Origin of the sequence: Desulforamulus aeronauticus DSM 10349 (assembly GCF_900142375.1) — a bacterium.
In the GTDB taxonomy this organism is placed as follows: Bacteria; Bacillota; Desulfotomaculia; order Desulfotomaculales; family Desulfotomaculaceae; genus Desulfotomaculum; species Desulfotomaculum aeronauticum.
Genome location: NZ_FRAR01000022.1, coordinates 59,753 through 75,221, shown reverse-complemented (window position 1 = coordinate 75,221; position 15,469 = coordinate 59,753). Strand labels below are relative to the sequence as shown.

The window sequence follows — 15,469 nt, the reverse complement described above, 5'->3', positions numbered from 1 at the left end:
GACAAAGATTTGACTTTTTGAGAAGGCAAGCAAGTTGGAGATAAACCGGAGCAGGTTGAAATGATTTATCAAACAGCGAAGAAATAGCAAAAACACCCTAAAAGGATGTTTTTTATTGAGGTTAGTCTTTTGGGCAAGTCTCTCTGTACCTTAAACCTTCAGCTAATATGGATTATGCGAAGCTCAAAATCGGCTGGTTCATTTACAATAAACATAATAGGAAGTCCGCATGCCGGTCAAAGTAGTGTTAAAGATTACGTAGATACTTAAGTATAAATCCGTTTTATCCACTCTGCCCGAAAAGTGATCTGAGTAAACTCTGATGGCCCCTTCAGCAGGATAGCCGCTTCCTGAAAGGCAGGCCCTTCTGAAAGTTTGCGTTGAAAAGACTGGAGTCCCGCCCCCGCGTTGGGTACAAATATATTCATGGTGTATTTACCGACACGCACCTTGGCATTCAGCGTATGCATACTTATATGAAGAGATACATCAATATCACACTCATCCACATAATACTCCCAGTCATGGTTTATATGTAATACATTTTGGGCAATCAACGACTGCTTTAGGTATTGGTAGTCCTCATTGCTCTCCGTGATACGAAAGAGTGTAGGAACCGCCGCCTTTTCCTGAATCCTTTGCCAATCGGCCCCACTGAGAAGCCTTAATCTCTCCTCCAAAGATAGATGGATACAGGTCTCGTTTATAAGTTGATGGTTCAGATAATTAATGGCCATTAAATCCAAATTGTTGGGCGGACAACTTAAACCAACCGCGCCCCTAAAGGCCCGGTTGGTAGGTATCTTAAAGCGGTCGACCCCATTAATCCAGAAAATAGCAGCACCATCTTTATCAAGGTTCAGCACAGCAAAATTAGTTGATTTGTATCCTATATCTACAAAACCTATTGTAAGTTCTTCTCCGTCTTTCTTGATAATCTTTCCCTGACTAATTAATTCGCTAAACCAGCGGGCGAAATACAGTGGATATTTCTCGTGGGTTTCACCTGTAGCATTGTAGCAAGCAAACGCCAACTCTTGCAACACAAACAAGCTCCCATATTCCTTTGACAATTCCATATATCTCTCATAAGAGCTCACCGCCAACGCGTTTTCGCCAAAGTATCGACAGAGCGCTCCCTTTTGCAGATAAGCCTCTGCACATTCCGGCTCTAAACAAATTGCCCGTTCTACCAGATCAAGGGCCGTCTTACTATAGGGATGTAAATTAGCCTGCATTAGGCAAGGCAAAGCGCTGCGTGGCTGCAGTTCCACGCAATGTTCAAACCTTGCCTGCGCATGCTTTTTATCACCAAGATTAGCATAGCACATTCCGGCAACCATAGCTTCTTCAAAGCGCATAGCCTTTTCCGGATATCCGTCCAGGATCGACAGCGCCTCCATGTATTTCTCGTTTGCAAAATGAGCCAGAGCAAGAATTAATAGAGAGCTATTCCCGTCAGTTGGATGCTCGCTGCAGAGTCGCTCAATCTCCTCAAATTCCTCCAGAAATAGCAGAGACCAGAGCTGCAGTTCTAGGTAGGACGGATTCTGCAAGTACAGCATCTCAATGCTATTTTTGTATTCCGGCAGTTGGTTCCTCTCGACAAGTAGCTTGATCACCTGTAACTCAGAAAAATCACGTGTATGAATCAGCATATCGGCCTCAATGTCTTGTAAAAAGCGTTGTTTAAGCAGTGAGACCGATACATTATCAATCCCGCTTACAATCTTGCTGGTGCGGTTGCGGTTGATAATTTCTATCAGTTCACCTCGGCTCAATCCTCGCCGCCTAACACTCAAGTCGAGATGTATGCACTCAATCAACTCACTTAGAATTCTCTTTGCATCCACAAACAGTTTGCGCTTTTCAGCCCATTCCAGCACTTCCGCCCAAGCTAATTTGGCGGCGTCCTGTTCGCCGATCGTATCGAGTTTTACCTTTTTTAGCTGCACAAACTCTAGTTTCTTTTTTGCACAAATTTCTTCTAGCTCCAGCTCAGCTTGGACCCTCTCACTTTCATCACCAATATCGCTAAGCTGCTGTAGTTTGTCCCGAAGGTTGCGCAAATCATCGTTCATCGAGGACCCCACATAGCACTGAACCATATCCTCCTTCTCAGGAGCAGTATTCAGTAAGCTACGGATTCGGTTGACGTCCAGCTGATTAATCTTGACTTGGACGTGTAGATCCGGTTGGTCCTGCGCATAATGGATGACAAAATCATCCATTGTCTCAAAGCTAATTGAGGTAAATTTAGAATTGCTCAGATTACGAAACAAATAAATTACTGCAACACAGTCTTGATAGACCAGTCCTTTCCTCTCAATGCTGCCGCCAGATTGCTGTCTGCCAAAGTAACCCATATTAAAAAACCTCCAGCGATTAAAACATTATCTGAAAATCAGTAAGGTGTAGAAAGAATAGGGATGATTACAAGTGTCCCTTATCCAAAAACCAGAGTATATGGATTATGGGAATCTGGATTCGTAGACTGCTATTACGGATTTTTATTGATTTCCATTTGAAACATGAACACCGCCAAGTTTTCTCCAATGTATGTGAGGTAGATTTACTGCCCAAACTTCCTTTGCTCCTTGGTATGCTCTAAACTTATCAATTAACCCGTCTTGCGTAATCCTAAAGGATATTTTGTCTGCTTTTGGTGCTGTCCTATCCCAAGGATTTGTAAAATCACCTTCCATTGTAAAAAGGTATGTATCTTTTTCGGCAACTTCTACCCCACTATTCGTGGGTTTTGACTCGCCAAATATTTGGGAAGCCTCAAAAAAAATATCCCCAGCTTCGCTTTTAATATTAACCTTTTCCTGTGAGTCTTGAGAGCATCCAGTGATTGTAAATGAGACTTGAAGAATGAAAACTAGATACAACAATAATCTTGGGATAGTCAATTTCTTTCACTCCCATTTAAAACTTTTAGGTCCGGTAAACTATAAAATTTCCCCCAGCACTGAAAGAGATTTTCCAGTGAATTATCATTGGTAAATATGGATTATGGGAAGTTAGACTTTGCAAGCAAATAAGAACATATCGGTAGTTATACTTCCATCTTCCTCCGGGTAATCCTGTCTAAGCAACTGTAAAATCTTTAATCCACTCTCTTGTAAAATCTGGCCCAAAAATTCTTCCGAGTAATAATTGAAATAGATGTAACCTCCATTACTAAAACTTGTTGTCTCAAATCCAGATTTTTTTCCCTCCATGCAGCTTAAGTACAACATACCATTCTTCTTAAGCATTTGGACAACTTTCTTTAGTAAATTTATTGTCTCATCATTATCAAGATGTACGATACAGAACGAAGCAACAACTGCATCATACTTATTTTCTTCCATTTCAAGCTCTCGAATATCCCCCACTTTAAACATCACGGAATCATGGGGAACGTTTTGTCTTGCTAATTTAATCATTTCTTCCGATAGGTCTATCCCAACAACGGTAAAACCTTGATTGGATTCAAACAAATATTTAGCTACATTTCCAGGACCACAGCCTAAATCCAGAATCTTTGACCCTGACTTTAACAATCTACAAAATGAGCCGAGTTTCTCTTTATACAAATCTAAGTTCATAAATTTATTTTCAAAGCCCTTAGCAGACTTATTATATGCTTTCATAGTTATAGCAGACCTTTCCATCACATTCTCCTTAGCAAGTTAGTTATATGGATTATGTGTAGTTTAACGTTCTCTAAAAGTCCGGTATGTTCTAAACATAATGCGAAGCCTAATTGATTTATCTTATAGTACTTCTACTCGTGGTTTAAATATTTGTATATCTGGATTTTCACGACATATTTCTTCTGCTAAATCAAAATTATTACTAATAGAAAATATACATCTTTGACTATGAACAACTTGTGCGCTGTTAAAATATTCTACCCATTTATGATCATTGACAGCCATATATTTTCTATCGGTAAAAATATCATTATAGGTCTCGGCATGGTACATGCCTAATAATAAATTAGATGATATGGGAAACAGAATTTCAATTCCCTCCGAATTTAATCCCCCATAACTTAAAAATGTATCATGTTTATGAGGAATATTAACTACAGGGTCATCAGATGTATAGAAAGGGGTGTTTGTCTTATTAACATAAATAACCCAAATATGCTTTACAAGCACCTTTGCAAATTCTAATGCCATTTCAGGGTCAAGTATTATTCCATTATGTTGTAATTTGACATATTCCTTATCTACAGAAACCTTAAAAGCCTCTTTGGGCAAAGCATCTTCTTCGTTCATTTGTGATTTGTAAGTCATAGTTTCTATAAATTTTTCGAACGTTGCGCCTATAGTATCTCTAAATGATTTTGTTCTAATTATTTGGATGGCAACAAAAAGTGAAAAGAGTTCTTTTTCACTTTTTGATAAAGCATAGCAGTTCTGTATAATCCATTGGTTTCCATTACTGCTCTTTTTAATTATATTTTCTAACATAAAACTGTATATGCTCTCTACACCTTCACTAAAGAATTTTTTCTCAATATATTGCTGGCTATCAATATCATTTAGTGCAGCCTCAATGTTGTCAGTTCCCAATAATTCACCAAGTTCTTTCTTGATTTTTTCTTGTTCGGCTGATACAGCTTTTTTATACATATCAAATAAATTCAAATCATAGAAACGATTTTTCATTGCAACATTTAAAATATCTTGATTAGTACGTACTTCCATTTTTTCTTTATCAAATACATTTATGCGTTCTTCCGTAGAAGCAAAATGTCTTAAATAACACTGAGGAACATAGTGTTCCTTTTTAGTATCTGCCATAATTTTGTTAACCCCTTTTTACAAGGTTTTTGAGAACTATAAAAAGACTTCAACTAACCGAAAGCATCCCGAACTTCTTATTAGGTTCGCATTATAGACATTAGTTGGTTATGCTTATTTAATTTCTTACTAGCTTTACACTATAGACATTAGTTACATAGCTTTTGTACAATAACTTGAATTATTTTATCTAACAACATTTCGCATGTTTCCTGATTATTCCTCCTAAAACATCCACAAAAAGTCAGTTTATTCTCAATAAAGAGTAAAATGTTGGAGTTTTTAAAAGCTCTGGCTTACATAAGACTATCCTAATATATTGTGATAACTTAGAGTACGTCTTAGACGGCTCACCATTAAGAGATTTAGTTTATTTTAAAATTGTCTAAGCCATTTTGGTAAGAAGAATAAATCTATAATCTTGTAATTCCCCCGGTTTGATGGATATAGGGTTTAGAGTGTAATTTGGACTGAACCTATTATAGTTAAAGCTGCTTAACCCGATGTTTAATTTACTGGGGAAAGATCAGTCATAACTTACTTCCCTTTCAACTTTAGGTTGCTCCACTCTTTCAATCCTTACAATTCAGATTTACCCCTCATTGTAATTCCTTGCTCAAGCTGCATTGTCCCATTCTTCTTAATATATCTAAGATGAACATAGTTGGTGACAGATTCCCAGACTTGGATGATCAAGAAATACTCGGTTGACAAAGTCTTTTTTGCCTTGCTTAACTTTACTCTTTGAGCATGAAATACTTAAAAACTGAATTATAGTGATATTCTTTGAAATTCTCAAGCCATATTGATAAATACTAACTCCTAACGTATAAAGAGATAATATATATGATGAATGATGCAAAGATGCAATATTAAATATAATCAATACATTGGCTCTATGATACATTGATACAATGATACATGAATGAAATGTTGTTCCTACAATAAAAGAAAAACAAGAAACAATATTTTGTGAATAGTTGCATATAATTCGTATAAATAAGCGCTATGGGGCAAATATTAAATTTAAAAAAGGGGTGCTTATAGTGAACTGTTATGAGAGTTGGATACAATATAAAGATATTATTGAAGCGTTTATAAATTACAAGAGGTTTACTGAAAAATCAAACTTAACACTAACCAAATATGAACGCTTTTTGTCCAAGTTCTTTAGTGAATTTAAAAAAGATTTGAAAGACATTAACCATGAAGATGTACTTGAATGGCTAAAGAGATATGAAATCGGAAAAAAAACGAGCACATCAAACCAAGCTATTTCTATACTATCATGTTTTTTTAATTATTGTTTAAGCGAGGAGCTTATTGATTCGATACCTATTAAGAAAAGATGGAGAAGTAAAGTTCCAAAATCTCTCCCCAAAAATCTTGAATGTTCGGACCGTGCAAAAGTAAAAATTTTTGCGGAGAATCTATCTCTAAGAGATCGTATAATTGTGGAGTTGTTAGATAGTAAGGACGGTCAAATTAAAATTAGCAGCTTTAAAGACATTCTTCCAATTCTGTTTTGAAGAAGGTGTACTCACAAAAAATCCTGTCTTAAGTATAGAATCTCCCAAAGCAAATCAAGATTTACCAGGTCATTTAGATATGGAAACCATGTTTAAACTTCGTGAAGCAACGAAAGAAAGCCCAAGAGACAGAGCTATAATAGAAACACTTTTTTATACCGGTGTAAGAGTCAGTGAATTGATAAATATTTTGCTAGAGGATATTAGATGGAATGGGCATCAGATTTGGATTCGTAATGGAAAAGGGAATAAGGAAAGATTTGTCTTATTTACATCTGATTGTGGTGCTAGAATTACTAGATATCTTGATTTAAGGGCAGATAACTCTCCATATCTATTTGTTACTAGATTAGGTAAACCATTTACCCGCCAAGGAATACATAAAATAATAAAAATGTATGCTGAAAAAGCCAACATAAATCAAAACGTTACCGCTCATTCTTTTCGACATACATTTGCTACAGAATTAGCCCTTCGTGGATTTCCGTATGAGTATATTTCAGAATTACTTGGTCATAAAAATTTAAACAATGCAAGAATTTACACCAAACTTATCTCTTCCATTAAAAAAAGATAGTATAACTATCTGGTTCCGGAAAATATTATTGTGTCAACATCAGCACAAACTCCTAGAGGGATAAAACTTTGATATATAAGGGTTTAGCCCTCTTCTCTTTTTATTAACCGATCTCAGATTGTATATTATGTTAACTTTGACCATAAAAATGCGATAGGGGTGCCTCTCTGCACATAGATGAACTGGCATTAATTAATTGGTTGCCAGAATCATTGTAATTACAGGCTTCGCCTAGTGTTTGATTGAGGTTTGAATTTGTATGGCAGATCAGGCATTCCCTTAGGGTCTTTCAGGTACCTCGCCAGAGTGTTGTCAGTTTTACTCTCAAAGCACGGTTCCAGGCTGTTGTTGGCTTATGGTTGGGCTAGTTTGCATATTGGCTTTTACGCTGGGGTCAGCACAGAGAGTCATTTGATGTATTCCTTTATGAATGCCAATTCGATTGGTTATGAACGTAGTTCGTATGAGCTTTTTATGGAGAAAGCATTAACTTGTTTCCACTACTCTGCCTGTACGTGGTTTAGTGGTATTTGGTGGTGGGATGCCATCCATTTAAACCTGGGTAGGAATACATGACTGAACGGTGAAGTTAAGATTAAGCTTTCCATTGAGGTTTTATGGTAGGCCTCCTGTCTCTGGGCTGGCCCCATTATGTTAACTTCGCTCTTATTGATTGATCTCTAACTTCATACAGGTACTACTAATCAAGCAGGCTGTGCCCAATGTTGATTGATGCAGTAGGTCCTCCGGGATTTCTTGGCGTTCTATCCTGGTAACCCCCTCCCCTCCCATGAACATTTCTACTGTGTTGGTTAACAAATAAGCCACCACTCCTACCGCGGGCTAGCTCTAATGCCTTATTCACCCAGAGCAGTGGCAATAGCTCCTCTTTACGCTGGTCGGTGGCTACAGCCAAAGAACGTAGCATCACGGCAGCATCGATTGTTCCAGTTCGATGACTCCTATCAGTCCACTTTGGGAATGCCTAACCAATAGTTATTTTATGTAAAAAGAACTATCCTTTTTACTGGCACACACATGGCAGAAAGGTGATTAATGCAACGAGTAAGAGTTTACGCCCCCTCCTCCTTGATTGCTTACATCAAGAGTTCCACGAACATCCAATTATATGGATAATACGAACTTTATCAAAAAGCTGACATTTTTGGTGGACTAGTTTTTGGGGAGAAGGTCACATACAAATTAGCAGGTCAAGCTATGCCACTATACTTGCTATTTGAGGTTACATATGGTATTGTTGAATCTATCATTAAGAACAGGAGGTACAAAAAGATGTGTAAAAATAAATTAATCTTGAATAATCACAAACTAAATTTAGAAGTTCAGGAGGAGGCACATCTTTATTGCTAACTGTTTTTATTCCTATGCTATAAACCAGTTACAGCCAAAGGCGAGGATGTTCTCTATCGTCTTTTTTTGTGCCCTTCTCCAAGATCATCAGTAAAGGAGATGGGGTTAATGAGTATACTCTTTGAGGGAGTATGCAAAATTTACCATGGTAAGATGGTATTGGCAAATATAAGCGGTAAAATTAATAATGGCGAGAAAATAGGTTTTATTGGGGGCAACGGTATTGGAAAAACAACATTCGCCAGAATTCTAGCTGGTGCGGAAATTCCAGATATGGGCAGCATTGAATATTCGCCCCATAATTCACTCATAATCTATCTGCAACAATACCCAGATTTTGAATCAGGGACTACCGTGTACGATGAATTATATAAAGCGGTCAGCAAAAATTCCGATGTAAATGAACCAATTGATACCATTGTTCAAAAATCGTTGCATCAAATGGAAATTCACGAAGATCTGTGGGAGCAGCAAGCAACAAACTTAAGTGGTGGAGAAAAAACGAAACTCATGCTCTGCAAAGTTCTTACAAGAAATTTTGACTTGTTGATTCTTGATGAACCCACAAATCATTTGGATATCGATAGTGCTACGTTACTAGAAAAGATTATTAAGCGAATTAAGCAGTCGGTTTTAATCATATCGCATAACAGATATCTTTTAGATCGGGTGACAGATCGAATATGGGATTTAACTGTCACGGGCTTAAAGTCCTATAAAGGCAATTATTCCGAATATAAAATACAAAAAGAAAATGAAGTTAAGCATACTCTTAAAGAATATGAAAAGCAACAAAAACAAATTGAGCAACTGAACCAAACTATTCGCAATAGAAGAAAATGGCTAGTGAGTGCGCAAAAATGCTCTGACTATAAAAATGCTGCAAAAACACAAGCCAGCGCTATTAAGGCAAAAGAAAAAGAGCTTGCTCGATTATTAAAAAATAAAATAGAAAAACCGCAGCAGATTCCGATCCCGGCATTTGACTTTATTAACAAATTTCATGTCCAGAGAAACAAATTATCCCCTGTTATTATACGTGCGCACCAATTGGCCAAGGCTTATGGTAGCAATGTCGTCTTTGAAGATCTGTCTTTTACGATTGGCAGGGGTGAAAAAGTGGCCTTATTAGGCGAAAACGGATCGGGAAAAACCTCCCTTATAAAAATACTTTGTGGTGTTGATCGTAATTTTCAAGGCCAATTATCCTTAGACTCTGCTCTTAGAATAGGCTACTTTTCTCAGGAATTTGAAGAACTTAAAGCCTATAGAACTATACTTGAAAGCGTTACTACAGTGGATAAATCAACAGAAGATCTTCGAACCCTGCTTGCCTGCCTTCTTTTTAGAAAAGACGATGTTTACAAAAAGATTAAGGGGTTGAGCATGGGAGAAAAATCTCGGGTTGCATTTGCCAGGCTGATTTTATCAGGCGCAAACTTTCTTATTTTAGATGAACCGACCAACTATTTAGATATTGCTGCCAAAGAAAAAATTGAAGAAGTCTTGGAACAATATGCAGGAGGAATACTATTTGTTTCACACGATATCTATTTTGTACAAAGGATTGCCGCCAAAATCATGTTGCTTGAGCATGGTTCGCTGAAATGTTATGACGGAAACTATGATTATTACCTGCGAAAAAGAAAAAATGAGTGTATTCAAAATACAGGTGAATTGGATTTTATAACGATTCGTAACCGCATCCTGAAACTTGAATGTGACTTGGCGTTCATTGGCGGAAAATTGAATGATAGCTTAGGTGAGGACGAGAAGAAAAGTCTCAATGAAGAGTATATGAGAAAAGCACGAGAACTGAATGAGTGTCGGAAACTTTTGTAAATAATTCTTCGGTCTACCAGGAAAGAGAAAGTATCGTACAAAATAAATGTAAGCGCTTACTATTAGTCAATCAGTAAAAGCAAAGTTTCCGGCCGATAAGGGCAGGGGCTTTGCTTTTGCCTTGTAAGATGTTAGTTAGTGGTCTTTACTAAAGATGGCTCTCATAACGGAACTGTGGCTCACTTACACCGGAGGTATGGCTCTCACTTTCCGGCATTTCAGAGTCACCTATTTTTGCGTAGATTACCGAGGGAACACATAAAACTCTCTAAGCCTGCTCTATCAAAGCCACGCACTCCACATGCCTTGAAGAGACAAAAAGATGTCGTTTGAAGCTGGTAGGGCATTGGCGGAAGGTTTTGTGTACAACACACGGAGAACGTAACGAGTTTTGCATAAATGGTACTTCCTCCTTAGTGGTAAGTATTGCCATTTACACAAAACTCGTTACGTTCTCATAGGTTATTGTATTTGGTCATTTAATATTTATAATCCAATTTCAGCCGCCATTGTGCGCATACCGAGGATGCATTTGTTAATAACATCGTCAAGTTCCATATTAAGGTTTTTACATCCTTGTAGAATAACCTCACGATTCACACCGGCTGCAAAGTGTTTATCTTTGAACTTCTTTTTTACACTTTTGACTTCTATATCCATGACTGACTTTGATGGACGCATTAAAGCAGCAGCTCCTATTAGCCCAGTCAACTCATCTATTGTAAAAAGTACCTTTTCCATGTATAGTGTTGGTTCTGCATCTACCACCAATCCGTGTCCATGACTAATGACTGAATATATGAATGTATCATCATAACCTGCAGCTTTCAATAATTCAGGCGCTTTTTTGCAGTGTTCATCTGGATACATTTCATAGTCTACATCATGCAGAAGCCCAACGGCACCCCAATAGTCTACATCTTCCTCGGCTTCCGTAGCAAAATAGCGCATCACCGCTTCCACTGCAATACCGTGGCGAATAAGCGCTTCATTCTTATTGTATTGCTTTAATACAGACATTGCTTTTTCTCTCATAATTATAGAACCCTCTTACTTTTAGTATTTTAGATCTTAATTAGCTCTATTACCAAGCCAAGCTTTATAAAGAAATTATACACCAAAGCGCAAATCAAGGAAAGGAACCCCCCTGCCTTTTAATCTTCTACGAAAGAGTTAGGTTATATCAGACTAGGGCGTTGATTTATCTTTATACTTTGCCGATATCAAAATAGCATTTCCTTTGTTGTATTTTCTACTGACTAGTTACGGTCTGATTTTCCCGTTTACCATCCCCTTGATATCTAGGCGCGGAGTATTCAGATAATGAGAAAACTCTCGGCATTTATCCCGAGAGTATACAGATACTCTATTCAATAGATGATAAGTTCAATTAAGAAAACTGCAATGCAAGCAACCGCCGAGACTTTAAAGAGACTGCTTCCCTGATATGCAAGAATAACCGCGACAACAAACCCGCCCAAAGCAGACCAAGTATTTGCAGTTGCGTTCAGAATAGCGGGAAATATCATTACTGCCAACGTAACAAAAGGAACATAATACAGAAATGTTTTAATATAGACGTTACTGATGTCTCTTCTTAGCAACGTCAAAGGGATGAGTCGTATCAGATAGGTTACTCCAGCCATAACCAATATATACAGATAGATATTCCCGCTCATGTTAACCCGCCTTCTTGGAGAGCAGGAGCAATGCTCTTACCCCCTGCAGAACAATCTTCATCCGCTTCCCTTATAGGGAATAGGAATGCCGCTATCCCAGCAATCAGTATTGTCAAAATAATAATTTTAAATCCTGGAGAAACATGATGGAATATCTCTAACTTTGCAAAAAACGAACTCATTAACATTGATAATAAAATAATACCAGTCAAAACTTTATTGCCTTTGGCCGGTGGAATAATCACCGCAATAAACATGCCGTAAAGCGCAATACTCAAAGCATTTATTATTCTTTCAGGCAAAACCTCCCCAGAAATTACACCGAAAAATGTGCCAAGCGTCCATCCCGGAATAGCGCTGCTCATCAATCCATAATTATAGAATGGATTGAGTTTGCCGCTTTTACAAACCGCGACACCGAAAATTTCATCAGTTATTCCATGAGCAAGCAAGAACCGGTGGATAAAAGGAGCTTTTGCATCTAGTTTTTGCGATAGTGCACACGACATCAGACAGTATCGTAGGTTTAGAATCAGTTGAGCAGATGCCATTTCCAGATAGGTCGCAGAAGCTCCCATTAACCCTAATGCGGCAAATTGGCCTGCGGAAGTTAGATTGGTTAAAGAAATCACAACTGCTTGAAACAGCGTAAGACCTGCCTTTTTAGCAAGAATACCAAAGGTAAATGAGACGGCAAAGTATCCCAGACCGATCGGAATGCCATCACAAAAACCATTTTTCCACTGTATACGATTAGTTCCCATTATTCTCAAATCCTTGAATTTCTTAGTCGTTGACCTAGCCAACGCTTAGAATCTTATTCTAGCATGCACATTGACATCAGTAAAACAAATGTTTATGATCTTTATATAAGATATTCTAATGTATCAGAGGTAATAAAATGAATTGCTATCGCGCTTTCATGATCATACTGGAAACCGGCAGCTTTACCAAAGCGGCCGAAGAACTGGGCTATACACAGTCGGCTATAAGCCAAATGGTACGCTCCTTAGAGGAAGAACTTGCCACTACACTGCTGCTGCGTTCACGAAAAGGGATTGCACTCACGCCGGACGGCGAGGAATTATTGCCTTATATCAGAAGATTAGCTAATTCACATCGGGAGTTAATGGAAAAACAAAAAGAAATGCGCGGACTGCAAAGCGGAATCATCCGGATAGGAGTATTTGCGAGCGTTTCTTGTCATTGGCTACCTGGGTTAATGAAGGATTTTAAAAATCAATATCCATCAGTAGTTTTTGAGCTTTATCAAGGGGAATATACCAGTATCGCAAAATTAATTAAAGACGGTAGCGTCGATTTCGGCTTTGTTAATCCCTATGCAGTATCGGATCTAAACACAATTGCTTTAAAACACGATGAAATGTTAGCAGTATTGCCATACAAGCATGCTCTAAGTGATTGTGAGCAAGTCTCTTTGGCAGAATTGTCAAACGAACCATTCATTCTCTTGGATGAAGGCCAATTAAGCGAACCGCTAGAATACTTCAAAAAAAATAATTTACAGCCTAACATCCAATATCGTGTTCATGATGACTATACAATTATGTCCATGATTGAAAAAGGATTGGGGATTTCCATTTTACCAGAATTAATACTAAATCGAATCAATTATAATATTCTAACCAAAAGGATATCACCTACTATTGTTCGTACCATCGGTATCGCATTCAAAAATTTTAAGGCATTGCCCATAGCTAGCCGATATTTTATTAATTTTCTGGTGAAACAGTATGGTGACATTAGTGAAAATAAAGATCTCCTAGGTAATTTAACTTGCTACAACGATTATGGGAACAGAAACAAACCGTAAATCATCTACCTAGTGACTACCCACGCCAGGCAAACTACGTAAATATAGATGAAAAAAGCTCAGTGATTAATGAAGGTTATCAATCACTAACCATAGGCGTTGCCCGTAGGCCATCCGGCGAGTCGATAGTACTACATCCCCCCCTGTCCCACTGCCTAAATCCAGCAGCACTTCACCGGGATGCAATTCCGCCAGAGCTGTGGGATTACCACAGCAACTATTGCCACCGCAGCAAAAACCGCTCTTTTGCTATGGAACGCGCATAATCATTAGTTAATATATATTATGTTAACTTAAACCTTCAAAACGCAATAGGATGCCTCTCAATTTTATTGAAATCAAAAATTAACCTTTAATTTATCTGAGAATATGATCTCGGGTATAGAAGTTATAGTGTACCTTAGTTAACCTTCGAGTATTGCTGTACAATGAGGACATCTTGATGCCTTAATATGGATTTCGGTGTAACAATAAGGACATATTTTGGTAGAAGGAGCTTCCAAAACTTTCTCTTTCTCTTTCGACAGGCGGTTTATTTGTTTTATTACAAAGAAAATAGAAAAAGCTACAATTAAGAAATCGATAATATTGTTAATAAATATTCCATAATTTAAAGTTACTACTCCGGCCTTTTTGGCTTCTTCGATGGATTTAAAATGTTCATTTCCAAGAACTAAGAATAAATTAGAAAAATCCACTTTACCAACTAGGAGGCCTACCAGTGGCATGATTATATCATTGACTAGAGATGTAACAATTTTACCAAATGCACCTCCTATAATCACACCAATGGCTAAATCAATGACGTTCCCTTTTAACGCGAATTCTTTGAATTCTTTCCACATATCTTATCCCCCACATACAAAGTTTTTTAGTATTCTTATACCAATTCACCAGACACATTAATAAATTGGAATTTGTAAATTCAGCTATCCCTGAACGGTAGGTACTCTAAAAAACGCTTGACGGCCAAGGAAGCAGTTTTTTGACTCCGTAGCGCGAGGCCGATTGTGCGATAGGCAGGAACGCTCAGTTCCTTGGCTACGATGCGATAAGGTATCCTTTTCAGAATCAGCTCAGGCAGAATGCTGATGCCGAGACCACTTTCTACCATCGACATGATAGCATAATCATCCCACGTTGTGTAGCGTACATGTGGCACAAGATTATTGCGCTCAAAGATTTCCGCAGTTTCAGCTTTTACAGTCTTTTCAAACAGAATAAGCGGGTAATTGCACAGGGCTTCTACCGGAAATCTGTCGCAGTCGGCAAGTGGGTGGTCTTCCGGCAGCACGACCAGCAGTCTATCCTTCTGAAGCTCTATCGTCTCGAATTCCGCCTTGGTCGGTAGCCGCAGGAAGCCACAGTCCACGTGCCCGTCGCTTATCCATGCTTCGATCTCCGTGTACTCGCCAAGCAGCAGATCATAATCGATACCGGGATAGTCCTTCTGAAACTCCTTGATTATTTTCGGCATCCAGTGTGTTGCCGCACTGGAAAAAGTACCGATGCGGATGATGCCGGACTGCAGACCGTTCAACTCGTCCACCTGCATTTGCAGCTTCTGGTACTCCTCATAGATGCTTTTTACATATGGCAGCAGCTGCAGTCCGTCAGAGGTCAGCCTGACGCCGGTTCGGTCACGTTCCAGCAGGGAGACCTTCCACACCTTCTCCAAATCACGAATCATCCGGCTGATGCCGGACTGGGAGTAGTTGAGCACCTCAGACGCCTTAGTAAAGCTGCCATACTCTACTGTTTTGATAAACGCCATATATTTGAGCAGATTCATATCCATAGTTCACACCTCTTGCATCTGGTTTTGTGCTAATATCCAT

The 15,469-nt window shown here is 38.4% G+C and carries 14 protein-coding genes; 4 read left to right on the top strand and 10 right to left on the bottom strand.

The window, feature by feature from the left end; all coding sequences use genetic code 11:
• Nucleotides 1-266 precede the first annotated feature (266 nt).
• The 4 genes from BUA78_RS14460 to BUA78_RS14445 all read right to left on the bottom strand — a co-directional run bounded on the left by BUA78_RS14460 (nucleotide 267) and on the right by BUA78_RS14445 (nucleotide 4,799).
• The gene (locus BUA78_RS14460; protein ID WP_072915935.1) at nucleotides 267-2,366 is read right to left on the bottom strand and encodes a dsDNA nuclease domain-containing protein; all 2,100 of its coding nucleotides are present in this window, start codon (nucleotides 2,364-2,366) and stop codon (nucleotides 267-269) included.
• A 144-nt stretch (nucleotides 2,367-2,510) separates the two neighbouring features.
• Nucleotides 2,511-2,912, bottom strand: coding sequence for a hypothetical protein (locus BUA78_RS14455; RefSeq protein ID WP_072915932.1), 402 nt, complete (start codon nucleotides 2,910-2,912; stop codon nucleotides 2,511-2,513).
• 111 nt (nucleotides 2,913-3,023) lie between these two features.
• On the bottom strand, nucleotides 3,024-3,659 hold the full coding sequence (locus tag BUA78_RS14450) for a class I SAM-dependent methyltransferase (protein WP_072915930.1): 636 nt from the start codon (nucleotides 3,657-3,659) through the stop codon (nucleotides 3,024-3,026).
• 102 nt (nucleotides 3,660-3,761) lie between these two features.
• Nucleotides 3,762-4,799, bottom strand: coding sequence for a DUF4238 domain-containing protein (locus BUA78_RS14445; protein ID WP_072915927.1), 1,038 nt, complete (start codon nucleotides 4,797-4,799; stop codon nucleotides 3,762-3,764).
• Between the two features lie 1,046 nt (nucleotides 4,800-5,845).
• Between BUA78_RS14445 and BUA78_RS14440 the strand changes: the two genes are divergently transcribed.
• A complete protein-coding gene (locus tag BUA78_RS14440; protein WP_072915924.1) occupies nucleotides 5,846-6,328 on the top strand; it encodes a phage integrase N-terminal SAM-like domain-containing protein in 483 nt (160 codons plus the stop codon).
• A 79-nt stretch (nucleotides 6,329-6,407) separates the two neighbouring features.
• The gene (locus BUA78_RS14435) at nucleotides 6,408-6,905 is read left to right on the top strand and encodes a tyrosine-type recombinase/integrase (RefSeq protein WP_072915922.1); all 498 of its coding nucleotides are present in this window, start codon (nucleotides 6,408-6,410) and stop codon (nucleotides 6,903-6,905) included.
• A gap of 666 nt (nucleotides 6,906-7,571) precedes the next feature.
• On the opposite strand, the gene BUA78_RS20285 is transcribed toward BUA78_RS14435, so the two are convergent.
• A complete protein-coding gene (locus BUA78_RS20285) occupies nucleotides 7,572-7,724 on the bottom strand; it encodes a hypothetical protein (RefSeq protein ID WP_175549032.1) in 153 nt (50 codons plus the stop codon).
• 660 nt (nucleotides 7,725-8,384) lie between these two features.
• Here BUA78_RS20285 and abc-f point away from each other — a divergent pair.
• The gene (gene abc-f / locus BUA78_RS14430; protein ID WP_072915919.1) at nucleotides 8,385-10,118 is read left to right on the top strand and encodes a ribosomal protection-like ABC-F family protein; all 1,734 of its coding nucleotides are present in this window, start codon (nucleotides 8,385-8,387) and stop codon (nucleotides 10,116-10,118) included.
• 486 nt (nucleotides 10,119-10,604) lie between these two features.
• On the opposite strand, the gene BUA78_RS14425 is transcribed toward abc-f, so the two are convergent.
• The 3 genes from BUA78_RS14425 to BUA78_RS14415 all read right to left on the bottom strand — a co-directional run bounded on the left by BUA78_RS14425 (nucleotide 10,605) and on the right by BUA78_RS14415 (nucleotide 12,561).
• Entirely contained in the window at nucleotides 10,605-11,153 is a 549-nt protein-coding gene (locus BUA78_RS14425) for an HDIG domain-containing metalloprotein (RefSeq protein WP_072915918.1), read from the bottom strand.
• A gap of 335 nt (nucleotides 11,154-11,488) precedes the next feature.
• Nucleotides 11,489-11,797: an AzlD domain-containing protein gene (locus BUA78_RS14420; RefSeq protein WP_072915916.1), complete on the bottom strand. Its 309-nt coding sequence runs from the start codon at nucleotides 11,795-11,797 to the stop codon at nucleotides 11,489-11,491.
• Complete coding sequence (locus BUA78_RS14415; protein ID WP_072915915.1) at nucleotides 11,794-12,561, bottom strand: AzlC family ABC transporter permease; 768 nt, start codon at nucleotides 12,559-12,561, stop codon at nucleotides 11,794-11,796. Before BUA78_RS14415 ends, BUA78_RS14420 begins: the two co-directional genes overlap by 4 nt.
• Nucleotides 12,562-12,698: 137 nt before the next feature.
• On the opposite strand from BUA78_RS14415, the gene BUA78_RS14410 reads away from it, so the two are divergent.
• Nucleotides 12,699-13,631 carry a LysR family transcriptional regulator gene (locus BUA78_RS14410; RefSeq protein ID WP_072915913.1) on the top strand — a complete coding sequence of 311 codons (933 nt, stop codon included), beginning with the start codon at nucleotides 12,699-12,701 and terminating at the stop codon, nucleotides 13,629-13,631.
• A gap of 404 nt (nucleotides 13,632-14,035) precedes the next feature.
• Here the strand turns inward: BUA78_RS14410 and mscL are convergent, their stop codons facing one another.
• On the bottom strand, nucleotides 14,036-14,476 hold the full coding sequence (gene mscL, locus BUA78_RS14405; protein ID WP_072915912.1) for a large conductance mechanosensitive channel protein MscL: 441 nt from the start codon (nucleotides 14,474-14,476) through the stop codon (nucleotides 14,036-14,038).
• Nucleotides 14,477-14,556: 80 nt separating this feature from the next.
• Nucleotides 14,557-15,429: a LysR family transcriptional regulator gene (locus tag BUA78_RS14400; protein ID WP_072915910.1), complete on the bottom strand. Its 873-nt coding sequence runs from the start codon at nucleotides 15,427-15,429 to the stop codon at nucleotides 14,557-14,559.
• Nucleotides 15,430-15,469 lie beyond the last annotated feature (40 nt).